General features: G+C 38.7%; 23 protein-coding genes. 17 read left to right on the top strand and 6 right to left on the bottom strand.

All coding sequences use genetic code 11. From position 1 onward, the window contains the following. Positions 1-285: 285 nt before the first annotated feature. On the bottom strand, positions 286-1,242 hold the full coding sequence (locus GF867_RS08585) for a glutathione S-transferase family protein (protein ID WP_153832693.1): 957 nt from the start codon (positions 1,240-1,242) through the stop codon (positions 286-288). A gap of 316 nt (positions 1,243-1,558) precedes the next feature. On the opposite strand from GF867_RS08585, the gene rsgA reads away from it, so the two are divergent. The 8 genes from rsgA to GF867_RS08545 all read left to right on the top strand — a co-directional run bounded on the left by rsgA (position 1,559) and on the right by GF867_RS08545 (position 12,599). Then, positions 1,559-2,626, top strand: a complete 1,068-nt coding sequence (rsgA, locus tag GF867_RS08580) for a ribosome small subunit-dependent GTPase A (protein ID WP_153832692.1) — start codon at positions 1,559-1,561, stop codon at positions 2,624-2,626. 950 nt (positions 2,627-3,576) lie between these two features. Further along, on the top strand, positions 3,577-4,170 hold the full coding sequence (locus tag GF867_RS08575; RefSeq protein ID WP_153832691.1) for a CDP-archaeol synthase: 594 nt from the start codon (positions 3,577-3,579) through the stop codon (positions 4,168-4,170). Positions 4,171-4,183: 13 nt separating this feature from the next. Beyond that, positions 4,184-6,625 carry a PEP/pyruvate-binding domain-containing protein gene (locus GF867_RS08570; protein WP_153832690.1) on the top strand — a complete coding sequence of 814 codons (2,442 nt, stop codon included), beginning with the start codon at positions 4,184-4,186 and terminating at the stop codon, positions 6,623-6,625. A gap of 1 nt (position 6,626) precedes the next feature. After that, positions 6,627-7,232 (top strand): CDP-alcohol phosphatidyltransferase family protein, encoded by a 606-nt coding sequence (locus tag GF867_RS08565; RefSeq protein WP_153832689.1) that lies wholly within the window; start codon positions 6,627-6,629, stop codon positions 7,230-7,232. Position 7,233: 1 nt separating this feature from the next. Next, positions 7,234-8,103, top strand: coding sequence for a phosphatidylserine decarboxylase (locus GF867_RS08560; RefSeq protein WP_153832688.1), 870 nt, complete (start codon positions 7,234-7,236; stop codon positions 8,101-8,103). Beyond that, complete coding sequence (locus GF867_RS08555; RefSeq protein ID WP_153832687.1) at positions 8,093-8,992, top strand: UbiA prenyltransferase family protein; 900 nt, start codon at positions 8,093-8,095, stop codon at positions 8,990-8,992. Before GF867_RS08560 ends, GF867_RS08555 begins: the two co-directional genes overlap by 11 nt. A gap of 2 nt (positions 8,993-8,994) precedes the next feature. Beyond that, the gene (locus tag GF867_RS08550; protein ID WP_153832686.1) at positions 8,995-11,520 is read left to right on the top strand and encodes a phosphoenolpyruvate synthase; all 2,526 of its coding nucleotides are present in this window, start codon (positions 8,995-8,997) and stop codon (positions 11,518-11,520) included. Then, entirely contained in the window at positions 11,517-12,599 is a 1,083-nt protein-coding gene (locus GF867_RS08545) for a hypothetical protein (protein ID WP_153832685.1), read from the top strand. Before GF867_RS08550 ends, GF867_RS08545 begins: the two co-directional genes overlap by 4 nt. 78 nt (positions 12,600-12,677) lie before the next feature. Here GF867_RS08545 and GF867_RS08540 read toward each other — a convergent pair whose 3' ends face one another. After that, positions 12,678-13,049, bottom strand: a complete 372-nt coding sequence (locus GF867_RS08540; RefSeq protein ID WP_246168169.1) for a YbaN family protein — start codon at positions 13,047-13,049, stop codon at positions 12,678-12,680. Positions 13,050-13,247: 198 nt separating this feature from the next. Between GF867_RS08540 and GF867_RS08535 the strand changes: the two genes are divergently transcribed. After that, the gene (locus GF867_RS08535; RefSeq protein WP_153832684.1) at positions 13,248-14,417 is read left to right on the top strand and encodes an HAD family hydrolase; all 1,170 of its coding nucleotides are present in this window, start codon (positions 13,248-13,250) and stop codon (positions 14,415-14,417) included. A 563-nt stretch (positions 14,418-14,980) separates the two neighbouring features. Here the strand turns inward: GF867_RS08535 and GF867_RS08530 are convergent. Then, complete coding sequence (locus GF867_RS08530; RefSeq protein ID WP_153832683.1) at positions 14,981-15,670, bottom strand: YggS family pyridoxal phosphate-dependent enzyme; 690 nt, start codon at positions 15,668-15,670, stop codon at positions 14,981-14,983. Positions 15,671-15,885: 215 nt separating this feature from the next. On the opposite strand from GF867_RS08530, the gene GF867_RS08525 reads away from it, so the two are divergent. Next, complete coding sequence (locus tag GF867_RS08525; RefSeq protein WP_153832682.1) at positions 15,886-16,332, top strand: hypothetical protein; 447 nt, start codon at positions 15,886-15,888, stop codon at positions 16,330-16,332. A gap of 30 nt (positions 16,333-16,362) precedes the next feature. On the opposite strand, the gene GF867_RS08520 is transcribed toward GF867_RS08525, so the two are convergent. Beyond that, the gene (locus tag GF867_RS08520) at positions 16,363-17,052 is read right to left on the bottom strand and encodes a YwaF family protein (RefSeq protein WP_172973994.1); all 690 of its coding nucleotides are present in this window, start codon (positions 17,050-17,052) and stop codon (positions 16,363-16,365) included. A 153-nt stretch (positions 17,053-17,205) separates the two neighbouring features. Here GF867_RS08520 and GF867_RS08515 point away from each other — a divergent pair, with 153 nt between their 5' ends. Continuing rightward, positions 17,206-17,646 (top strand): YtoQ family protein, encoded by a 441-nt coding sequence (locus GF867_RS08515; protein WP_153832680.1) that lies wholly within the window; start codon positions 17,206-17,208, stop codon positions 17,644-17,646. 384 nt (positions 17,647-18,030) lie between these two features. On the opposite strand, the gene GF867_RS08510 is transcribed toward GF867_RS08515, so the two are convergent. Next, the gene (locus tag GF867_RS08510) at positions 18,031-18,321 is read right to left on the bottom strand and encodes a chorismate mutase (RefSeq protein WP_153832679.1); all 291 of its coding nucleotides are present in this window, start codon (positions 18,319-18,321) and stop codon (positions 18,031-18,033) included. A 132-nt stretch (positions 18,322-18,453) separates the two neighbouring features. On the opposite strand from GF867_RS08510, the gene GF867_RS08505 reads away from it, so the two are divergent. Next, positions 18,454-19,863 (top strand): aldehyde dehydrogenase family protein, encoded by a 1,410-nt coding sequence (locus GF867_RS08505; RefSeq protein WP_153832678.1) that lies wholly within the window; start codon positions 18,454-18,456, stop codon positions 19,861-19,863. A 112-nt stretch (positions 19,864-19,975) separates the two neighbouring features. Then, a complete protein-coding gene (locus tag GF867_RS08500) occupies positions 19,976-20,404 on the top strand; it encodes a DUF1622 domain-containing protein (protein ID WP_253940789.1) in 429 nt (142 codons plus the stop codon). Positions 20,405-20,630: 226 nt separating this feature from the next. On the opposite strand, the gene GF867_RS08495 is transcribed toward GF867_RS08500, so the two are convergent. Then, a complete protein-coding gene (locus tag GF867_RS08495) occupies positions 20,631-21,002 on the bottom strand; it encodes an iron chaperone (protein ID WP_153832677.1) in 372 nt (123 codons plus the stop codon). A 144-nt stretch (positions 21,003-21,146) separates the two neighbouring features. On the opposite strand from GF867_RS08495, the gene GF867_RS08490 reads away from it, so the two are divergent. The 4 genes from GF867_RS08490 to GF867_RS08475 all read left to right on the top strand — a co-directional run bounded on the left by GF867_RS08490 (position 21,147) and on the right by GF867_RS08475 (position 24,304). Continuing rightward, a complete protein-coding gene (locus GF867_RS08490; protein WP_153832676.1) occupies positions 21,147-21,791 on the top strand; it encodes a DsbA family oxidoreductase in 645 nt (214 codons plus the stop codon). Positions 21,792-21,835: 44 nt separating this feature from the next. After that, positions 21,836-22,417: an RDD family protein gene (locus tag GF867_RS08485; RefSeq protein WP_153832675.1), complete on the top strand. Its 582-nt coding sequence runs from the start codon at positions 21,836-21,838 to the stop codon at positions 22,415-22,417. Positions 22,418-22,491: 74 nt separating this feature from the next. Then, on the top strand, positions 22,492-22,764 hold the full coding sequence (locus GF867_RS08480; protein WP_153832674.1) for a hypothetical protein: 273 nt from the start codon (positions 22,492-22,494) through the stop codon (positions 22,762-22,764). 130 nt (positions 22,765-22,894) lie between these two features. Then, on the top strand, positions 22,895-24,304 hold the full coding sequence (locus GF867_RS08475) for a L,D-transpeptidase family protein (protein WP_172973993.1): 1,410 nt from the start codon (positions 22,895-22,897) through the stop codon (positions 24,302-24,304). Positions 24,305-24,608 lie beyond the last annotated feature (304 nt).

Genomic DNA, 24,608 nt, shown 5'->3' with positions numbered 1-24,608 from the left:
AAGTATCACTGTATTATTAAGATAAAACTGCTCCACAGAATTTAATGACCTCGGACTCGATCGAGGTTTCTTACGATGTGTATAGTGATTAGCGTTTAATAATATATAGGCCTATAAGCTTTATGTTAATTTACCAAGCTTTGTACTTCGCTTAGCGTGTCATTTCGATTCAATGTTTAAACTCGCGGTTTGAGTTTGAACATTGAGTGCTTCAATCATCAAACTCAGAAGCCGAGTTAACACATTGAAAAGAAAAACCCCACCTTTATGGTGAGGTACAATTCTTTATATGCTTAAATCTAGAACAGGTCCTTTAGGCACAACCCCAGTTGGGTTAATGGTTTTGTGGCTACGGTAGTAGTGTTCTTTAATGTGACGGAAGTCGACGGTTTCCGCAACTCCAGGATGATTGTAGAGTTCTTTTGTGTAGCGCCAGATGTTTGGATATTCGTAAACATGGCGGTAGTTACATTTGAAATGACCATAATATACTGGGTCAAAACGAATTAAAGTTGTGAATAAACGCCAGTCAGCCTCTGTAATTTGGTCACCGACTAAGTAAGGTTGACGACCTAAAATTTCTTCAACTTCGTCGAGTGCCGCAAATACTTTTTCAACTTCTTCTTCGTACACTTCTTGAGCGGTTGAGAAACCTGCTTTGTAAACACCGTTATTAATGTTGTGGTAAACTTTTTCGTTGATTGCATCAATTTCGTTCATTAAAGCAGCAGGAGAGTAATCACCTGGTTTAGCTCCGATGCCGTCAAACGCTGAATTTAACATACGCAAGATTTCAGAAGATTCATTATTGACGATTTTATTTTGTTTTAAGTCATATAAAACGGGTACTGTTACGCGTCCTGAGTAATTTGGTTCAACGTGTGTATAAATTTGGTGTAAGAAATCAACATTTAAAACGGGATCCGCAATTACGCCTTCATCTTCTTCGAAAGTCCAGCCATTTTCAACCATTAGGGGATTAACAACTGAGACAGAAATCATCTCTTCTAAACCTTTGATGTTACGCATGATTAATGTGCGACATGCCCATGGACAAGCTAAGGATACATAAAGGTGGTAGCGGTTGGCTTCGGCTTTAAAACCTGCTTCTCCACTCGGACCCGCACTTCCATCTGGTGTAATCCAGTTACGGAATTGTGAGTCTTTTCGGATAAAACGTCCTCCAGTGCTCTTTGTGTCATACCATTTATCTTGCCATTTTCCTTCAACTAAAAGTCCCATACTTATTCTTCCTTTCTACTATCTGAAATTTATCTCGAATTCATACTATTAGTGTAACACAAATAATCAGTTTCACAAAATACGATTCAATATCAGCTACTTGAAGTAAAAAAAATTAGTGAATAACATGATATTGTGTAGTATTTTGGCTGGAGATGGAGTACATTTTACTTGGTACAGAAATAATTTGAGTATCAGAAGGAGAGTGTAAATATGATTGCAATGAACGTATATTTCTCGGAGGCTATGACTGCCTAAAAACGTTAGCCTCCAATTGTTAACTGTTGAAAGTTAGTATTGGTATGGAGGAACATAATTGAACAATTTATTAAAAAAAATTGGACTTAGTGCCCGATTTGAAACTGAAGCGACAATGTTTGACGATTTTGTGTTAGGACGTATCTTGTCACAGGCGAAGCATATTTACCGAGTGATGACGCATGCGGGCGAAATAAAGGCGGAAGTCTCAGGAAAATTTCGTTATAACGTTGAGAACGTGACAGAATTCCCAACGGTAGGAGACTTTGTGATGTTGGACCGAGCAGATGATGCGACGGGACATGCGATGATTCATCAAGTTTTAACACGAAAAAGTGCCTTTATTCGAAAAGCAGCTGGCACCTCTCATGAGTCACAAGTAGTGGCAGCAAATGTGGATATTGTCTATATTTGTATGGCAGCGAATAATGATTTTAACTTGCGTCGTCTAGAACGTTATCTTGGGATTGCGTGGGACAGCGGGGCAAAACCAGTTATTATTCTGACCAAAGCCGATTTGAGTCCAGATTTAGCAACTCAACTGGTTGAATTGGAAGAGGTTGCGTTAGGTGTTGACCTCTTAGTCACTTCCTTTGACGATCGCACAGCGCTAGAAGCTATTAAGGATCAATTGAGTACAGGCCAAACGGCAGTGTTTATCGGTTCGTCTGGTGTTGGGAAATCTACATTGATCAATCATTTGTTAGGTCAAGAGGCTCTAGAAACAGGTGGCTTACGTAATGATGATAAAGGTCGTCATACGACAACGCACCGTGAACTGTTTGCTTTACCGAGTGGCGGTGTGGTCATCGATACCCCTGGTATGCGTGAGTTAGGACTTGAAAGTGCCAATTTGACGCAAACTTTTACAGATATTGATGAATTAGCGCGTCAATGTAAGTTTAATGATTGCCAGCATACAACCGAGCCTAAATGTGCAGTTAAAGCTGCGATTGAAAGTGGCGAATTATCTCAAGAACGTTATGATAGTTACCTCAAGTTGAGTAAAGAAGCTCAGTATGAAGGCCTGACATCGCGCGAAATCGAGTATGTTAAGTTGAACAATATTTATGCGAATATTGGTGGCATGAAGAGAGCGCGTGATCATTTTAAGAAAAAACAATAAAATTAAAATTTAAATGAATATCAGACGGCCTGCCGAACTTCTTTAATGAAGTGGAAGGGCGTCTATTTTTGTTTAAGGTGTTTGATTATTAAGTGAGTTGTTTGAAGTCGCTGTCCTCACTATGTTGGTTCGCCATGACGGTGGTCGCTTTCAAAGACTTCACTGGCGTTCGTCTTTTCTAGTTCAATCAGCTAGATTGTGACTATTTCGTCGCGCTCAAAGTCACACCAATCGATTCTATTAGTAGCGATGGATTGCCCTTTGTACCACTATAGGCAAACCAACGACGTGAGCTGCGCTTGTGTATTTAGTTTAGCAAGGAGAGTCATAAAACTATCTGTTCAGGTATTGATGGTGATTTAGAGAGTAGATAGTCGAATGGATGGACGAAAATGCTTTTAGCTTCAGGTAATCAGTTTCTAATGTGTCGACTCAAAATCTGAGTTAGCACATTAGAATTAATAAAATCAATAAAATGATATGTTATGCAAATATAATGATAGTTATCGTAAAAAATCTTGGATTCTCAATAATTAAAACCGGGAATCTTTGTAAAAAAATAGGTAAGGGTGACTTCTTTCGAAAAAGAAGTCCTTTCAAGCATTTAAGTGCCAGAATGTACCTTAATATTCGAACTCACGAGCTGAGGTCAACAATCTAACAAGCAATAATCAATATAGGTATCAAATAGTTTATTTACCAATAAAAAAATCCAATGTTGCAGAATTGCATATCCAGCGCATCTTGACTCGCGCATTTCTTATGGGTTAAACCTTTCTAAAATAAAAGAATATCTCGAGACGATTTAAACTGCATCTAAAAATTTTGGTTCGTATTGTTGCAGTGTGGATTTGAAGCATTCGGTTGAGGGCATTTTAGACCGAGCTTTTACGGTGCTATGCTATAATATCAGTACATTCAGGGCTGAAAAGTCAGAAAGGAAGTGCGGTATGCGAACAATTCTAACAATGTTCATTACACTGATTTCGATTATTCTTGCTGGCATCAGTAACATGATTTTCTGCAAGGCTTCCGTATGCCAAGCGCTTAATAGACCGATGGATGGTGGGCGTTTGTGGGAGAAGGATCAAAAGCGTATCTTCGGCGCCAATAAAACTTGGAAAGGTTTCTTGGGGATGGTTGTTTTTGCGACTGGCTTTCAAATTTTATGGGGCTGGGTGTCTCAAGCTTTCCCAATACTCGAACAATACAATTATATTTACCAACATCAAAGCAATACGACCGCTTTGAATGCGTTAATAGGTTTTGCACTAGGCTTTGCTTATGTATTGTTTGAGTTACCGAATAGTTTTATCAAAAGACGACTCGATATTGCGCCAGGAAAACAGGCCAACAATGCGTTAAGATGGTTATTTATTGCGATTGATCAAACGGATTCGTTATTCGGTTGCACACTCGTGCTTGCGATGTTGTTTCCAATGTCGCTCTCTCAATATTTAGCCTTTGTGTTGCTCGGAGGGGTGACGCATATTGTCATCAATGTGATTCTCTACCGGTTAAAGTTACGTAGAAATCCCTATTAATCAAGGAGATGCCATGAAATTAATTAATTTAAAAGAAGCTGACATATCACTAGCAAACGGTGGGAAAATCAATGGTTTAATTCAATTGAAGCAACATAATTTTCCGGTACCAGAAGGTTGGCTCATCAATCAGGCAAATACGTTAAACAATCTAGAAGAAACCCAACTTGCTAGTCTTAAAAGTCAGTTGACTTCACGGCTTCGTCCGGAGACCACCTATATTGTTCGCAGTAGTGGCGCCTTAGAGGATGGGGCGCATGTTTCGTTTGCTGGACAATATACGAGTGTACGAGATTGTCGAACATTCGATGACATCTGGACTGGAATTGAAACATGTATCGCATCTGCTACAGCTGCTCACGTTCAAAATTATAGTCAGCAGATGAAAATCACAACGACTGATGCAGAATTTTCTGTGCTAATACAGGAGCAACTGGAAGCAGATGTTAGTGGCATTGCTTTTTCGATGAATCCGATCAGTAATCATGATCAAGAAATGTTCGTTGAGTATGTGAAAGGCTCGGGCGAGAATTTAGCAAATGGGCGACTTACGCCGAAAAGCTTAACGCTGTCTTGGCAGCAAACATCTTTCGACCACATTCAAGATTTACAGCTTAGTTCAACACTTTTAAGCACACTGCATCAAACCATTTTGAAAGCAGCCAGACTATTTGCCTACCCGGTTGATTTAGAGTTTTGTGTAGTGGGTGAGACACTCTATCTTGTACAAGCGCGTCCAATTACCAGTATTCAAGCTAAAGTTCCGCAGGGAAGTTGGACGACTGCTAACTTTCGCGATGGTGGGGTAGCGGCTCAAGCTTGTCCAGCCTTAATGTGGAGCCTTTACCGTGATGCTTGGCAAATGTCGTTGGAAAGTTTTATCATGGACAATCAGCTTTTACCTAGTCAACAAATTCCTAAACTCGCTTTAATTAAATATGCACGTCCTTACTGGAATGTTGGTGTGGTGAAAGCTGCAATGTCTCGTATACCCGGTTACAATGAAAGAGAATTCGATGATGAGTTGGGCATAACGAAAACCTATGTAGGCGATGGACAACGCAGTTATCTAACACCTAAAACTGTAGCGCAACTCTTAAGAGTGACGCGTAAAATTATTCGAACGACTCAGAATCATCAAGCAAATGCTGAAACCCTTAAAGAGAACCTACTCAATCAAGCCATTGCTTTTGAGCAAGACATTGCAAATAGCCGCCAACAACAAGCAAGCTTAGAGAGCATCGAGCAACTCTGGCAAGCAATTGTTTGCGAAGGACAATTAGCCTGCGAGACGACCTATTTCAAACAGGTGTTTATTAACACCGTTCAGCTGTCAATGAAGAAAACATCTTTACTCAAAGTGATGTCAACGGAAACATTCTTTCAGTTAATTTCTAAATTAGGCCATATTTCGCATCTACGTCCAACAGTGGCACTAGAAGCAATCGCAAAGGAAATTAGTCGTGATTCCCAGTTGAAAGCACATTGGTTAAGCAATTCGGTAAGTGATTTGACACAAGAATGGCGCAACAATAGTCAATGCAAAGACATGTTGTCGCTCACAGAATGGCTAAATGAATTTGGCTATCATTCAGAGCGTGAACTTAACCTACAGTGGCCGAGTTACAGCGAAGTACCCGAAATCATCATTGACAAAATATTAACTAACATCACACAGGTCTCACAAACAACCAATCTGCAAGCAACCCAATCAGAAACGGAAATCCATTTGCGCCTAAAAGCAGAAGGCTTCAAGGACAGACGTGCGCGCGCTTTAACAAAAGATATTCTCTTTCTAAGAGAATTGTTGTGGTGGCGTGAAGAATTTAAAGATTTATCGACGCGCTATTATCATTTAGTCAGACAAATTAGCTTGTTATTAGGGACGCGTTATCAGCAGTTAGGCTACATTGAATCTTCAACGGATGTTTTCTATCTTGAAAAAGAAGCCCTGCAATTATGGATGAAGCAACAATTATCACCAGTACAATTGAGAGCCCTAATCGAGCAAAATAAAGGCTATTGTGAAGCTTATGAAAACTATCAGCCAATGGGTGATTTACAAACTGGCTTGGCTCAACAACAATCAGTCAACTTAGCACACGATATTCAGTTGAAAGGCATCGGAGGCAATGATGGTATCGTGGAAGCTAAAGTGCGTGTGCTGACAGAGCTTAGTCAGTTAAATGAGCTGGAAACAGGTGAGATTCTTGTCACTCGCTTTACAGACACTGGCTGGAGTCATCGCTTTGGTCGACTGGCAGGATTAATCACTGAAACGGGTGGTGTTTTAAGCCATGCGACAATTGTAGCGCGTGAATTTGGACTGCCAGCCATCATCGGTGCAAAAGATGCGACTCGTCTCTTAAAGACAGGTATGTTAATTCGCATGAATGGTGCCAGTGGTGAAATTCAAATAATAAAAAAAACAGGAGAGCTGGAAGGAGGCAACTAATATGATTATCGGTGAATATGGCAAGTTTGTTTTAGTGACGTATTGCGGCATGGTGCTGGCATTAGTTGCGATGTATTGTTTTATTCATGGGCAAGTAGCAAATGGCATGATGTGTTTTATCGTGAGTGGTATCTGTGATTTATTTGACGGCAAGGTAGCCAATTCATTCGAACGAACCGATTATCAGAAGCGCTATGGCGTTGAAATTGATAGTCTTTGTGATATGATCAGTTTTGCAGCTTTACCTGCAGTGCTGATTCTCACGCAATTAGCGTTTAACGGATGGAGTATTCTATTGGCTGCTATCTATGTGTTAGCAGCTGTAACAAGATTGGCGACGTTTAATGCTGACACTAAAAATAGTGAAAAAAATTCGGGATTTTTCATCGGAGTACCGGTGACGTATAGTGCGCTTGTTTTTCCTTTAACTTATTTGGCGACAGCAACTTGGTGGTCAGAAGGTGTTCAATGGATATTACCGATTGTAGCCTTAGGGATGGCATACTTATTCGTCATGAATCGCCCAGTCCCCAAACCGCGAGGCAAAGCTTATCTTTTCTTTTGCTTATTAGCATTAGGTAGTTTAATCGCTTTGTGGAGGTTATAAAATGTTGAAGATTTATGACCGACAACAAAAAGTAGTGGTAGAAGTAGCTGAATATCAGGCTAACTTACTACAGCAATTGTATGGAACTAAGTGGGGCAAGTATTTACAACCGCTTGTGACGAGTCAATGGTTTTCAAAGTTGTTAAGTTGGCAAGATTATACGCCACTTTCCGAGCAAAAAATAGCCTCTTTCGTCAATCATTACGAGATCGAATTGGAGGATTATACTCAGCAGCAATTTAAGAATTTTGCGGAGTTCTTCACGCGCCGTTTGAAAGTTGGGCAAAGACCTTTAAGTCCACCAGGAACCGTGTTAGCAGTAGCTGATGCAAAGTTATCGGTCTTTCCAATCACTGAATCAGCGAGTTTTAACATTAAAGGCCAAATGTATCAGTTGTCTGAATTGCTTGTTGAGTCGAGGTTCAGTAAGCTGTTTATGGGTGGGACATTATGTGTTTACAGATTAGGTGTGGAAGATTACCATCGATATGTCGCCAGTGAAACAGGACGAATTTGCCATCGTGCCAGCATTAATGGGAAACTACATACAGTACGAGACATTGCTTTAAAACGTGTACCAGTTTTTAAGGAGAATCACCGAGAGTATTGTATCCTTGAGCATAAAGCATTGGGCTCGGTTATGCAGATGGAAGTCGGATCTTTAACCGTTGGGAAAATCCATAATTATAGTGGACGCTTTCTTTATCGTGGTATTGAAAAAGGTTACTTTAGCTTAGGTGGCTCAACGATTTTGGTTGCTTATCAATCTGGTCGCATCGTAATTGATGAAGATATAGTGGAAATGTCTCAAGCGGGTATTGAATGCCAAGTGAGTTTGGGAGAGAGAGTAGGGAGTTATAATGTTAAGTAGATTAGGTGTTTATTTCAAAGAAATGTATCCATTAGGACAGCGTTTCGGATTAGCTATTATTTATTTTTTTGAGATATATTTTATCTTATTATTAAATATAGGTATTGCAGATTTTAGTTTAGGTATCCAGGAGTTTGTCGGTGTGTATACAATTTTTTCTTTCTTAATGATTTTAAGAATTGCGGACGACTTTAAAGATTATGAACACGATATGCGCTTGTTTTCAGATAGAGCTTTGCCTTCAGGGCGAGTTTATAAAAGCGATTTAGCATATGCTTTGGCCTTTATAGTGGTGAGTTCAGTTAGCCTGAATTTTATCTTTATGAATAATTTTTATTGGTTCTTATTTCTATATATTTACGGGACGTTGATGGCGCTCTGGTTTTTCCAGAAAAGCAAAATACAACAGTCCTTGCCGCTAGCATTGGTGACACACAATCCTGTTATGATGATTTTAAATATTTATATCTTGACGTTTGTTTGTTATAAATATGAGTTGCCGTTGATTTCTTGGCCAACATTTTTATTAGCCTTTACGATGTATTTCCCAAGCCTCATTTGGGAAGTGAGTCGCAAAATACGAGCACCGCGTGATGAAAATGATTATGTGACGTATTCAAAATTATTCGGTTACAAACGAGCAACACGTTTCGTTCGGAATTTAACCTTAATTGATATTGTTACAAATGTTATTTTATTATGGAATATTTCGTTGATTGGTGTTGTTGTCCTCTTAGTTAATGTTGTCTGGATGACGGTTCAGTTTCAACAATTTATTGAAGAGCCAACACGCTTTGTCTTAAAAGAAAGAGTGGAGCGCTACACGTATATTACTGAAGCGACAATGGTTATTGCGGTGGTCGTCCATCTATTATTATTGAGGGTTTAATTATGGAAAAGTTATTAATAGCAGACAAAACAACTTGGGGATCAAAAGCTTTGAATCTCGCATTGATGCAGGAGTATGGCTTGCCGATTCCTGCCTTTTCAGTTTACCGCTTAAATACATTTAGAGAGGGTACTCAACAAGCTTATCTAGCTAGGAAACAGGCAAGCTATGAGCGCGAGGAACTATCGTTAGAAGGTTTGAGTGAGACACTCCAAACATGGAGTCGTGAATTAGTTAAAGCGGCTGATTTTCAACAAGTCAGTGAATTGCAGACTGACGGACTTTATTCTGTACGTTCTTCAGCTACAGTCGAAGATAGTCGTGATACGTCTTTTGCGGGGCAGTTTAAGACACATCTGCATGTTCCAGCGCATCAATTGAGAGAGGCGATTGCTGAAGTCGTTAGTTCACTTTATTCACTATCTTCCTTAAGTTATTTATTGCATCATAATATTGATTTAAACGAAGCAGAGATGTTGGTGATTGTTCAAGAAATGATCGAGGGAGATGTATCAGGCGTCTATTTTACTGCCAACCCACAAGGCGTTCTTAATGAACACATTGCCGTTTTAGGCTTCGGAACAGGTGATCAAATTGTCGAAGATCGCGTACCGACAACGACACTCACTCATTATCCAATGGATCAACTAACTTACTTTGAGGTGACTGAAGAAGCAAATGTGGTAACATCACCCATTCCAACTGACGCACAAATCTCAGCTTTAGAAGCGATGGCTAGTCAGGTGAATGAATTATTTGGTCCATTTATGGACATTGAATTTACATTTAAAGACCAGCAACTCTATGTATTACAAGCACGTCCTATTACGACCTTTGAACAGGATATTAGTGAGCTTGAAGCAAAGATTATTTTGGACAATAGTAATATCATTGAAAGTTACCCAGGTACCACAACACCTTTAACCTTTAGCTTTATCCAAGCAGCTTACAGCAGTGTCTTTAGAGGATTGGCACAAAGAATTGTCGGGACTAAGAGCGTTAAAGAAGGCGAGATACTCAATGCTTATGAAGCGACTTTTCAAGATATGATTGCGATGGTGAACAGCCGAGTGTATTATCAAATTCAAAATTGGTACCAGTTGTTACAACTACTTCCATTTTCTAAGAAGATTATTCCAGTTTGGCAAGATATGTTAGGTGTTCGTCAAACCGCCATTCCTCAAACACCGAGCCACATTAGTGGTTGGCAAAGAGTGAAAGTCTCGTTTAATATTCTAAAAGCTTTTAAATCTGCGCCTAAATTGATGCAACAATTGGATCGTGACTTTCAAGCAATTGAACAAATTTATTTAACGGACTATTCTTCATCAGCATCATTTCAGCAATTACACGAATTGTTTGTGACCCTTAAAGAAGCCGTACTAGATCAATGGGACATAACTTTAGTCAATGATTTGTATGCCTTTGTCTTTACTGGCTTACAAAAATATTTAAATAAAAAACGTCCAGAAGCTGAATTGGAATTAACTGGTATCGAACAAATTGAAAGTATGAAACCGGCCAATGAATTGGCTCGCTTAGTGATTGAAATTCATCAACAACCTGACTATCATCGTCAACTACGTAGAATACACAACAATTCGCACAATACGTTAATTCGTTCTTTTGTTGAAAATGATCAGCATTATTTAACAACAGCTATTCGTAATTATATTCAGCAATATGGTAACCGAGTGCCTGAAGAGTTGAAGCTAGAAACAGCTACTTATCAAACGCATCCTGAACTATTTATAGAGGCTCTCTTAAATTATCCAATTGAGATGAGTCAAGAAAGTTCGCGACAACTAAATTATTCAACGAACGGCAGCTTTAATCCTATTAGACGTTACGTGAGAGAACAAGCACTACAAGGCATTCGTTACCGAGAAAGCTCGCGTTTGAATCGTACACGAATTTACGGGATGATGCGGCAAATTTTTCTGACAATGGGCCAGCGTTTAGTTGAGAGTGGTCATTTGAAGGCAGTAGAGGATGTCTTTTGGTTGACGCTAGATGAACTCTTTGCATTACCTGATACAAAAACGGGCAGCGCAAATTTCATTCAGCAACGCAAAGAAAAATATCAGCTCGATCAAGGCTTACCTGCGGTTAATCGCTATTTATTTGTTGATCAACTGATTGAGAAAAATAATGTGGGTATCCATATTGCAACAAAGCAATCCAACGGCGAAACATTTAGTGGTATCGCGTGTTCAAAGGGACAAATAAGAGCAGAAGTGATTAAAATAGATAGCATTCAAGCGATTAGTCCGCAAGACACGCGTGGCAAAATTATTGTGACCCGCATGACGGATCCTGGTTGGGTGCATTTGCTAACTCAAGCAAGTGGGATTATTGCGGAGCGTGGCTCAATGTTGTCGCACACGGCCATTATTTCACGAGAATTAGGGTTACCCTCGATTGTGAATGTGTCGGGTATTATGGCGGCACTTGAAACAGGTGACATAATCGAAATGGATGGGCGGCTCGGAACAATACGCAGAGTAGCGAAAGGTGGGAGTAGATGACGACATTAACCATTAGACGTGTAGAAAGTGACACATTAGATGAAATGGCGTTTTTATCTTTACCACATGCCATCTATCCTCCAGAATATTGGACCGAAGATGCTAGTGAAATTCAAACCTTAATCGCCGGTACTCACCCCATAAGTTCACGTCATGAATTTGAAGCATGGGTGGCATATAAGGGCGATGAAATCGTATTACGTGCTGCATTAACTTGGCCGCACGCTGATGACACATGTGTTTATTTAGGTTATTTTGAAAGTTTGTACAATGATTTTGAATTGTTTCAGGCTTTTATGAATCACTTGGATCAAGTGGCGAAATCTAGAGGTGCGCAGCGAATGATTGGTCCGGTTCAAGCGAGTTTTTGGGTGAGTTATCGCATGCTGTTAAGTGGTTATGAGGATACGCCATTTACGGGCGAACCTTATAATCCACCTTATTATCCAGTGTTATGGGAAGCGGTAGGATTTGAATTGACTGAACGATATCTCTCCAATTTCTTCAAGCGAATTGAAGCAGTAGGACCTCATCAACGGTTATCCAAACGCTATCAGCTGTTTCTTGATAAGGGGCTAACATTTAAAGATGCAAAAGCCAAGGAGTGGGAAGCGATTTTGCCGCAAGTCTATCAACTATTGAGTGAATTATTTAAAGGGTTCCCGTTGTTTGAAGCCATTACTTATGTAGAATTTAAACAGATTTTTAAGGATTACCAACAGATACTCGATTTCACAATGGTGAAATTAGCTTACGATCAAGCACGCTTAGTTGGCTTTGTCATCACGGTGCCCGATTACGGGAATCTAGTTTACGGTTCATTAAACCCACTCACATTATTGCGCATCCTACGTATCCGCCACAAAGCTGAGCGCTATACTGTGATGTATCTTGGTGTAGATGAGGACTACTTAGGACTAGGATCGGCTTTGACTCATTTAATCTATCAAGCGATCGAAAAACGTTCAGCTTATGCAGTTGCCGGCATGATTCATCATACTAAAGTTACGAAAAACTACCTGCCTGATATGCAGACGAAACAACATCATTATGGAATCTTTGAGCGAACACTCCAGTAACATTAACAAAAATTATCACAAAATATTAAGCCCCAGAAGTTAGCGTTTATAAACTAACTTCTGGGGGTTAATGGTTATTTAATTTTCTTCTGGCTTATCCGGGATCACGAAGAAGAGCATAATTGTGAGGAAAATCATTAAGCCAACGACCATCCATTTAACCCAGATAATTGGCGCTAATAAAACAGAGGCACCCATTATTAAATAGATTTGGGCAATGATGCGATACTTTTTAGCTCGAGGAATCGCGCGATGTTCAGCATAATCGCCAACATAAAAGTCGTAAATTTTTTGTTGTTTCAACCAAACGTTGAATTTTTCTGAACTGCGCGCAAAACAGAAACCGGATAATAACAAGAAAGGTGTTGTCGGCAGAACTGGAATTAAAGTCCCAATACTCCCAATTCCGAAAGAAATAAACCCTACAGTCATCAAAAATAATCTTTTCAAATTCTTCAACACCTTTCTTTATGGCCAATCATATTTTGTCTACTTGTTCATTATAGCACAAAGTGTTAACTGGTTATATAAAATTTTATAAATAACTTATATAAATTTGCTCTAAAAATAAGATAAGCATCTGTGAGTGACAGAATTGATGCGAAAGGGTATACTCGAGTAAAGATATTTTTGAACTAGGAGGCAATCATGGATACTTTCTTTCCACAAAATAATTGGGAACCGTTTGTTTATCAGCGCTTAAATCACTTAATTCAACACTATCAACAAGCAGGTGGCACCCCTTTGGCTGATCAAGCATATGTTGTATTTGACTTTGATAATACGAGTGCGATTGCGGATGTTGAAGACAACTTAATGATTTATATGCTGAAACAGCTTCTATATAAATTAACACCTGAACAATTTTTTACAATTTTAACGACGGGGCCGTTTGATTTTGATTTAATTTTAGAAGCAGACAGACCTAATTTAACACCGGCTAATTTAGCAAAAGATATAATTGAAAATTACACTTGGTTATATGAGCATTATATAAAAGCACCACAACTTTCTTTAGAAGAGGTTAAAGCGACTGACTTTTATCAAGACTTTAGAGCAAAGTTGCGTTACTACTATAAAGCGGTTAATAAACATTTTATCCGTGAGGCTGGGCAGCCTTGGTTAACGTATTGGTTTCAAGGCTATAGTCAAACTGAATTAATCAATTTAACACGTGAGATGTTGGATCATGCTTTAGTAGCACCGATTGAATTAGAAGTTTACCATAGTAGTTCACAATGTCCAGGAATCGTTGGAGAAGTTGTGGCAGACTTTACATCTGGTTTGCGTTTCCCTAAAGAATTACGTGATTTGTATGAAGCGTTCCAATCACACAATATTGCGACGTATGTTGTCAGTGCAAGTCCAATTGATGTTGTAAGAACTGCAGTTTTAGAGTATGGTTTCCAAGTGCCTTTCAATCAAGTGATTGCGATGTGTTATCAAATTGATCAAGATCGCAAAATTATGGCCTACATGGAAGATAATACATTTATTACTAAGCAAGCAGGTAAAACTGCGGCCATCCAGCAACTAATTGCGCCACAGCATCAAGGAAAACAGCCAATCGCATTATTTGGGGATAGCATGGGTGACTATGATATGATGATGAACTTGCAGGATGTTAAGTTAAACGTGTTGTTCAATTGCCTATTGTCGGATGATACGCGTTCGATTGTCGAGTTGGCGCATAGTTTAATCCACCGTCCTGACGCTCGATTTGTTGTGCAAGGTCGCGATGAGAATGCAGGACAATTGCGTCCGTCAAATAAATCAATTGCGTATGGCGAAAGCCAAGAGCGTTTGATGATTAATTAAAATTTATAAACTATAAGCTCCTGCAAAGATGACAGCGCGTCTTGCAGGAGCTTATTCATTGTGTAAAGGATTATAAGTGTCAGGCTGATTTACCAAACTTCGTGCTTCGCTTAGCTTAGTGCTTATCAAAGGTGGTGGTCACTTTCAAAGCCATCACTGATGTTTCAGTTTATTAGGATAAGCTAGAATAAAGAATTCGCTAAGCTTATAGTCAAGGCACGCGATTCTATTAGTAGCGATGGATTACCTTTTATAACGTTTTGGAAAACAAGTCGCTGAGCTACTCACGGTAGCTCAACTAAAAGGCCTCATACATTTTAAGGAAACAGGTATTTTTGTCGATTGATTATTTTTGTCAGCACTAAACATGCTAAGAGTGTTGTGTTTAATCGAAAAGCAGTCGTCAATGCCACTACGAGCCTCTCGCTCTTTGAGCGACGTGCTCAAGTCCCCCTGAAAGCACCTCACGCCGGAAACGAGGGGCCGTCAGCAAATATCTGTATGGTGTGCAACCTTTAAAAGGCTAAACTAAAAACCTCGAACAAAAGTCCGAGGTGGTATAACTATTCTTGGAAAAAAGCAGAACCCACTCTGATAAAAGTTGCGCCTTCTGCAATTGCGATCGGATAATCTTGACTCATTCCCATGCTAACGTCGGTGCAAGGAGCATGAGTAAGCTTTTGGGCTGCAATAATTGTTTGTAATTCTTTAAGTTGTTTAAAGTATTGATGTAACTCAGCTTCGGTTGCATCAATTGGTGCCATCGTCATGAGTCCTATGACTTGAATTTTATCGTAGGAAGCAAGTTGTTCCAGTGTGCTCTCTAATTCAGAAGGCTCAAAACCAGATTTACTTGTTTCACCACTGACATTGACTTGAACAAAACATTTAACGGTATCTTCAGCACGTTTTTGGATTTCTTTGGCTAAAGATAAACGATCTAGTGAGTGTAAGTAATCAATGGAATTGATGATGCTTTTGACTTGGCGTGATTGTAGATTACCGATAAAGTGCCATTCAATATCAGTTAAATCGGCTAGTTCTGCTTGTTTTTTAACGAGTACATCAGTACGATTTTCGCCAAAGGTTTTCATACCTAAAGCGAACAAGTCACGCATTGTATCTGTAGGGACCGTTTTGGTTACAGCTACTAATTTGACACTGTCTGCTGGGCGTTCTGCCGAGCTAGTTGCTTCTTGGATCTGTGTTTGAATTGCTTGGAAGTTTTTGTTTAATAATTCTTTAGTTGACATCATATACTCCTTTAAGATTAATCTGCTTCTTAGTATAGCATAGAATTGCTGACGAGTTGCGAGGTATGTTCAGAAGTATTTTGTGCAGAGTGAACTAAAAAAAAGACTTTGTAACAAATATAACAAAATACCGAAAGTTTGTAGAATAATTCACAAGTATGTATTATAATAAACTTGTAACAGCGGGAGAACACAAACAAAAAGGGGAGATTAAGATGGGAAGAAAAGTAACTGAATTTCGTTTTCACTTTCACAATGGCGGGGAATGGACAATCGCAATGGAGCACATTGGAGATCTATGGATTAGACGCGTTTCAACAAGTATCGGCCGAATTAATGGCGGCGAAATTGTAGAAATTAATCCGGCGCAAGGCTTGAAAATTGAAATTTATCCAGATGCGGATACTTTCCAATCAACTAGCATTAACCAAGGTGGCCTAGAAGCAGGCATGTTCGAAACTGTAGTGAAAAACGATGATATCGAATGGATGACATTAGTTTGGGACGATGGCGCCAAGGAAGAAATTTACTTCCCATTTGAGCCCTCAACACCGGATAAAACGGATAATGTTTACATGACTGCCAAAGTTGGACAGAATGGTCACTTGTATATTGTGATTCATCCAACGGATTCAGTGGATGAAGTTTACCCAGTTAAATAGACGGTAATTAAAAAGACGTTAGGCTCAAAATCAGAGCTTAACGTCTTTTCGTATGTAATAATGACTCGCGAATTTAAAAATCTGTTCACCAATGCTAAATAATAGAAAACTGACGATGTAGACACCGACTAAATAAACAGGATCGGAAAGATTGTTAAGAATCGGCTTATTAACTAAGTAGAAATAATTGCCGCCAAGGATAGGATTCAAATAATAGACACTGATTATATAGAGAGACAACCAAGCATAAGCGATATACTTATCGCTAGTTTTTAATTCAATTTGATAAGCAATGATCATATAAAACGGCAGCAACAAAGTGATGACATGATTCGTCAGAAAACTAACACCTAAAGGATGTGTGATCGGCTGAATATCTGTCGGTACTAAGAAACTCAACCAAGCAAATAGACTAAAATAGGCGATAACTGAAAATAGTTGTCGTTTTTTAGTAATTAGAAAAATAATTGCCAGTATGCTTGTAATTCGACTCAGATGAAGTGGTAGTGACTCAGCGACAGTAAAACTATCGAAATAAATGAAGTAACCATATAATAAGCATTGTTGTAATAAATTTATGACGAGAACAGTGGGTGTAATTCGTCTGCGGTTAGCACGAACACTTTTAGGATTCATCAAGAGCAATAGAGCGAAGCAGCCTAATATGGCAACATATAACAAGTGATTCAAACCTAATATTCTAATTGGTACATAATCCATAACAAACTCCATTTCATTTTATTATTTTTAATATATCACAAAATATTTATTTATGTAGCATGGTGAATCGTGTTTGTTTGCAAGTTTTGATGACACTTGTTACCCTTAAGTTAAGTGACTTAAGCAAACCTAAAATGAAAGGAAGCGATAATAATGAAATTTACTGTTTATTTAGCAGGACAAATTCACGATAATTGGCGCGAACAGTTAATCACCAAAATAGGTGAAACAGCTTTAGATATTGAGTTTGTAGCTCCTCAAGCCAACCATGATCTTTCAGATGATATTGGTGAACAAATATTAGGAGAGCAACCTGACAAATACTACCGTGATGATGCAGCTTCTGCCATCAATAACTTTAGAACTCAAGTATTAATGCAGAAAGCTGATATCGTAATTGCTTTATTTGGTGATGAGTACCGACAATGGAATACAGCAATGGATGCGACAACGGCAATTAATTTAGGTAAACCCCTAATACTCATTCGTCCGGAAGCTTTAATTCATCCATTAAAAGAATTGAGCAATAAGGCGAACGTTACTGTCGAAACTATTGACCAAGCTGTCTCAGTATTGGCGTATTTACAAGCCTAATAGTAAGTTAGGTATAGTGGAGTCGAACGGTATGGCCTTTTGTGCTTCTAGCATAAGGGGCTATAAGTTTTATGTTGATTCATCAAGCTTTGCACTACAGTCAACTTCTTGTTTTTCAAGGCGGAGGTCGCTTTCAAAGCCTCACTGACGTTCGGGCTTTTCCAACTCAATCGGCTAGGATACGTCTAATTCGCTACGCTCAAAGTCAGAGCAAGCGATTATATTAGTAGCGATGGATTGTCCTTAGTACCGCTTTGGGAAACAAGTCGCTGAGCTACTCTTATAATGTCAACAAAAGTAAAGCGGTCATATTTAAATGAAATGGTAAAACAGATCTTAAAAACCTCGGACGAGTCCGAGGTTTTTAAGATCATTTGAATTCATTTAGCTTGGTTTTAAAGACTGGTTATGTTCAGCGAGCCAAGCTGTTTGGTGCTCACGTGAAAGACGCATGATTTCGGTATAGAGGGTTGCGATTTCTTCAGATAAAGTAGGGTCAGTCAAATAGCTTTGTACTTTTTCAATGACTAATTGTTCGCGGCTAGCATCTAATACCGGTAGATTATTTGTTAATTTTACTTGGGCGACTTGTTCGATTGTCCGTGTTCTTTCTTCAAAAAGACGGACAATTTCACGGTCTATTCGATCAATATTCTGGCGTTCTTGTTCTAGCATAGTTTACGCTCCTTGTACTCATATTGTCGATAGTTTACCATAATTTATTTGACATCTCCACGTTGAGATTGACGAGGCAGAATGATTGCTTGTCGAATGGATATCAGCGATAATTTGGATGAGGTGATGAATATGGAAAAACATCAATTGTTTATCGATGGAAAGTGGCAAGAGTCATTGTCCGGCCAATTTAGTGAAGTCATTAATCCAGCAACAGAAGAAGTGTTAGCTCAAGTGTCTAAAGCTAATGCAGCAGATGTAGATAAAGCAGTCGCTTCTGCAAAAGCAGCATTTACTGCGTGGAATTTAACGCCAGTGGCAGAACGTGCAGCTTATGTAGAGAAACTATTAGCAGGTATTGAAGCTAAGCAAGAACAATTAGTGGCAACGATCGTTGCTGAATTAGGATGTTCATATACATTTGCTAGTCAAGTGCAAGTACCCTTATCAATGAATGAAATGCGTGCAACTTTAGGAGCGCTTGACCAATTTGAATTTGAAACGACTATCGGTGACGCTCTGGTTATCAAAGAAGGAGCAGGAGTAGTGGCCTGTGTCACACCTTGGAACTATCCTTTGAATCAGATCCAAAGAAAGATTACACCAGCGTTATTAGCTGGGAATACCGTTGTTGTGAAACCAGCGAGCGACACGCCTTTAACTGCCTTGTTGTTAGCAGAAATTGTTGAGGAAGCTGGCTTGCCAGCAGGCGTTTTTAACTTAATCACGGGTAGCGGTAGTGAAGCGGGTGATTATTTAGCCGGTCATCCGGATGTAGCGATTGTATCTTTTACTGGCTCAACAGATGTTGGTAAAGGTTTATATACGAAAGCTGCCAACAATGTTAAAAAGTTGGTACTGGAGTTAGGTGGAAAATCAGCTTTGATTTATTTACCAGAAGGGGATTTAGACAGTGCGGTGAAAAAAGCGGTGGATACTATTTTGAACAATCAGGGACAAACTTGTTCAGCATTGACGCGCTTATTAGTTCCGAAGAGCGAAGAAGAGGCCGTCAAAGAAAAGTTGAAAGCTTATTATGAATCAACTGTTGTCATAGGTGATCCTACTAAAGCCGACACAATGGTTGGACCAATGGTATCGGCGAATCAACGTCAAACTGTATTAGATTATTTAGAAATAGCACGAAATGAAGGTGCTGAAGTATTAGTGGGTGGCAGTGGCATTATAGACCGTCCTGGTTTTTATGTTGAACCCACAATTTTCGTGAACGTTTCGAACGACATGCGCATTGCTAGAGAAGAAATCTTTGGACCGGTGTTAGTGGTTATCCCCTATGAAACGGTCGAGGAAGCGATTGAAATAGCGAATGATTCACCTTATGGTTTATCCGGAGCGGTTGTTGGTCCAGAGGCTAAAGCGCGTCAAGTTGCAATGGCATTACGCACAGGAAATGTTTACGTCAATGACGGTGCTCGTAATCCATTAGCACCCTTTGGTGGTTATAAAGAGTCAGGAATTGGGCGAGAAAATGGACTATACGGTGTAGAAGACTACGTAGAAATTAAAACCATCTTTATGTAAATAAATCCTTAAATAAAAGTTGAATGGTGATGCTGTACTGGAAGATTATTGAAACGCTTGCTTATCGCATTAAAGCTTGCTATGCTTGAAATAATAATGGAGAAGCTAGGTGATGCAAATGTTAGCAGTGTTGGAATATATCGAAGAGACTTTAAGCCCAATTGTTGTGCACTCTTTGGAATTGATTGGGATTTTAATTATTATTTACGGAAGTATTAAAGCTCTGACAATATTCTTCAAAGACGGTATGGATTTATCGAATTCTCTGGTGAAAATTACTTTAGGAGAAGCACTGGCTTTAAGTTTAGAGTTTAAATTAGGGGCTGAAATTATTAAAACAGTCATTGTGCGAGATTTGAATGAGTTGATTATCTTAGGCTTTGTAGTCGTTCTAAGAATCGTCTTGACATTACTCATTCATTGGGAAGTCAAGCAAGCTGTTCTTACTGGGGATTTAGAACGCTCAGGAAATTCGATACAGAAGATGGGAACTAGTTATAATGGCGCAAAAGAAAGCGAAAAAGAGACGACTAATGAATAAAATCATTAGCCGTCTTTTTTAGAATACAAGGCATTATAAGTTTTACGTTGATTTAGCAAACTTTGTGCTTCGTTCAGCTGATTGTCCTTTAAACCACATTGGCTAACAAGTCGCTGAGCTAAACGTAGAATTTCAACCAACAAAACGCTGTATCCTTCGATTAATGTTGCTAATAGGAATTTAAAGAACTTGGACTCGTCCAATGTTTTCTTACAAAATCCTTTGCTTATTTGCGCCAAAAACTTGTTAGATCTTTTTTATCATTGAGATTGAATTCAATTAAATCAGTTAAAAGCTCAGTATTTAGTGGCAGATTCCATGGGAAATTGACATTCATTGTGCCAAATTTAAGCCCAAGTTGAGTAAATCTTTCAGAAAAATGTCGTATTGTCGGACCTTCTACTGTAACTGCTAAGTGTTTCTTGGTCGCTTTAAAGCTAATGATATGGGTTCCGTGTGCAACAAACGTAGGGGAACTCCAGGCAATCCGTTTTTCTAAATCTGGATAGTGTTCAGTTACCCAAATCAGAATCTCCTCTGTCAAACACTTAGCCTGTGGGTCTGAAAGAGAGGCTAAATAATCGTCAAATATATTCATCAGCAAACGCCTCCTCAATTAATTTTACTTTAGTTTAAAGTGAATAATTCAAAATAGCAATTATCGGTATCTTATACATGTACAAATAATCAAACGTTTATTATAATGATAATGTGAAGAAAATTAAAGAATGGAAGTGAATGTATGAAAGTAATGATGTGGTCAGATTTTGTGTGTCCTTTCTGTTACATTGGCGGTGCGCATTTAGAACAAGCAATGGCAGATTTAGATTTCGGTAAGGAAATTGAAATCGAATATAAAAGTTATTTATTAAACCCGAATGCTCAATACGATCCAAATAAAACTTATACAGAAACATTAGCTACCGATAAAGGTATGCCAGTAGTTCAAGCAAAACAAATGTTTGAACGGGTTATTGAAATGGGACAAGCGGCCGGTTTAAATATTGATTTTGATAAGGCAAAATATGCGGCTACCCAAGATGCACACCGTGTTTTCCAATATGCAAAGGAAGTAAATAAAGGAGTCGAGTTTTTCGAACGCTTTTATCAAGCTCATTTTACAGAAGGGGAGAACATTTCTGATGGTGAAACAATTGTGAGATTAGCAATTGAACTCGAGCTAGATGAAAACAAAGTTCGTTCAATACTTGCTTCGGATGCTTATGAAGAAGTTTTTCATCAAGATATTCAACAAGCGCAACTGACGGGCGTTCAAGGTGTGCCGTTCTTTGTCATTGATAATAAGTATGCCGTATCGGGTGCGCAACCCGTTGAATTATTTAAACAAGCCCTTACTCAAGCTTGGACGGAACGTACTGAGGATTAATGGAGTATAATTGAAGGTAATCATTAAGAAACAGAAGTTAGGGAGTGAGTAATATAGCCAGAATACGATTAGAAGAAGCGTCATTCATTGAACTAATGAGTGTTAATCCAGTTAGTAAGAAACAAAGACTCACTGAACTATTGGTTGATTGGATTTTAATTTGCTTGTATTTAATTACTTTGTTTTTGGTGATGTTGGTGATAAATTATGTCGCCTTTGGAAAAGCATTACCGGACCATGGTGAGTTATACAGCCAATTAATTGCCACATTTACGACAACAATACCGGTTTCTATTATCTTTGCTTGGTTGGATTTTCGTTGGCAAGGTAGTTTAGGAAAGCATTTTACGGGTTTGAGATTAGTTTTTAAACGGCCAACATTTGGTAAGAGTTTATTACGCAATTTCTTGAAGTTTTTACCTTGGCAGTTAGGTCATGTGTCCGTTATACGCTTTATGTATGGGAAGACTGATTTTCTGACGATAATCCTTTATCTATTATCAATCGGCCTCTTAGTAACTTATTTAGTGATGGGCTTAGGTCGCCAAGATAAGCGTCATTTACCTGATTTTCTAGCTAGCTCCCAAGTTGTTCAAGTAGAAGCGTTGGAGGATAAAGCTCCTTAAACTTTTAATTAAAGGCTAGCATTCTTTGAAAAGAGGGTGTATAATTCCTCTATCTTAATGATGAGGTGAAGGAAATGAGAGCGTGTAGAGTGTTCGAACCGAAAGATGAGATCCTTACGGTGAAAGATTTTTCGCGAGAACTACTTAAATACAAAAAACGAGCAGCACTTGATTTAACCATAGTTGAAGAATCAATGAAGCCAATTGTTTTAATTGATGGGACTCAATATATTTGTGAATTGGGCGAAGCGAACTTAGAAGAAACTGAGAATCCGTTTCAAAGGGCATTTGGTATGGTGAACGTAGTCAACAAACGTAAAGTCGTTAAATTGCAGTTGAATAAATAAACTAAAATTTTATAAAGAGTAGCGATTTCGCTGCTCTTTTTGTTTTCAGAATTTGCTTTATCATGGTAGACTAACAGTATTAAAAGCTTTGTGTGATTAACTAATATCACAAATGATTAAAGAGAGAGTGATGCTGATAATGAATCCAGAATTTATAAAAAAACATATCAAGATTATTTTACCAGCGATTGGAGTAAGTATTTTGCTCTTTTTATATTTATTGGGTGTATGGTTTTTCACGAATCATTTCGTACCTAATACTAAAGTTGGTTCAATTAGTATTAGCCAACTTTCTGTTAAAAATGCCCAGGAAATGATTCAGACAGAATTAGAGAAATCGCAGGTTATCTTGACGGAACATGATCAAGAAATCGGGTACATTGAATTGTCTCAATTAAATGTAGTATCGGATACTGAACAGGTATTACAACAATTATTATCACAACAGTCGGCAACTAAGTGGCCAATGTATCTATTTATCTCACCGCAAGGTGTTGATGAGATAGATGAATATGTCGCATTTGATTCAGGTAAAATGGAAGCATTATTAGCGAATATTGGCGTCAATAATGATGAGCGAGAGGCTTCAAGGGATGCCTATATTGGAGTCAATGATAGTGGTGTTTATGAAATTAAACACGAAGTGTACGGTCAACAAATCTCTGCGATATCTTTAGAAAATGCTTTAGAAAGTCATATAGAAAATGGGAACAATAAGTTAGATTTATCGACTGCTTATATTCAACCTACTATACACCAAGATAATCAAGCAGTTGTGGATTTACAAGCTCGCTTAGATCAGATGCAAAATGTCGTTATTACGTTGGAATTCGCTGGTAATAGTGTGTCAATTCCACAGGCGACCGTATCAAGTTGGATTTATGTGGATGATAATCAAGAACCACAAATTAACACCGAAGCAATAGAAGAATATTTACTCGAATTAAATAGAGAATATGCGTCTTTATTTCAAACGCGTGAATTGGAAAGTACTTATCAAGGCTTAGTAACAATTGAACCTGGAACTTATGGATGGTATATCGATCGCTTCACAGAGGCAGAAACAATTGCAGCAGATATTCTCGCTGGGCAAGATGTTACACGTGAACCTGTAATTGGAGGATCTGGTTACGGACTTGCTTTATCTGAGGATATCGGGCCATCTTATGTGGAAGTAGACATCGTTAATCAGATGATGACAATATACCTTGATGGGGAGATTGCTTTGCAAACAGCTGTGGTTACGGGTACGCCGGGAACTAATACTGTACCAGGCGCGTATCAAGTTTGGAATATGGAGGAAGATAGTACGCTTGTTGGTTACAATCCGCGTACCGAGCAAGATTATGAACAACCCGTTGATTATTGGATTGCATTTGATGATAATGCTCAGGGAATTCATGACGCAAGCTGGCAGCCCTATTTTGGAGGAGATGCGTATTTGCAGAGAGGTTCCCTTGGTTGTATTAATACCCCTCCAGGTGTAATGCCGGAAGTTTTCAACTTAGTTTACTATGGGATGCCAGTGATAATTTTTTAAATGGATAAGAATTAAAGAACACCGCCAACAGCTTCAGATAGCTTGATGGCGGTGTTTTGTTTATATTATAAGGTTTTATAAGTATTGTGTTGATTTATCAAAATTTGTACTAAGCCCAGCATATTGTTCTCCAAGGCGAGGTCGCTTTCAAAGTCGCACGGTTGTGAGGGCTTTTCCAGCTCAAACGGCTAGGCTTTGTTTACTTCGCTTTCTTATTGATAGTCAGAGCAAACGATTCTATTAGTAGCGATGGATTGACCTTTGTACCGCTAAGAAAAACAATCAGCTGAGCTACGATAAGTAA

Source organism: Fundicoccus ignavus (genome assembly GCF_009659375.1).
Lineage (GTDB): Bacteria > Bacillota > Bacilli > Lactobacillales > Aerococcaceae > Fundicoccus > Fundicoccus ignavus.
This window is presented reverse-complemented; position numbering and strand designations above follow the sequence as displayed.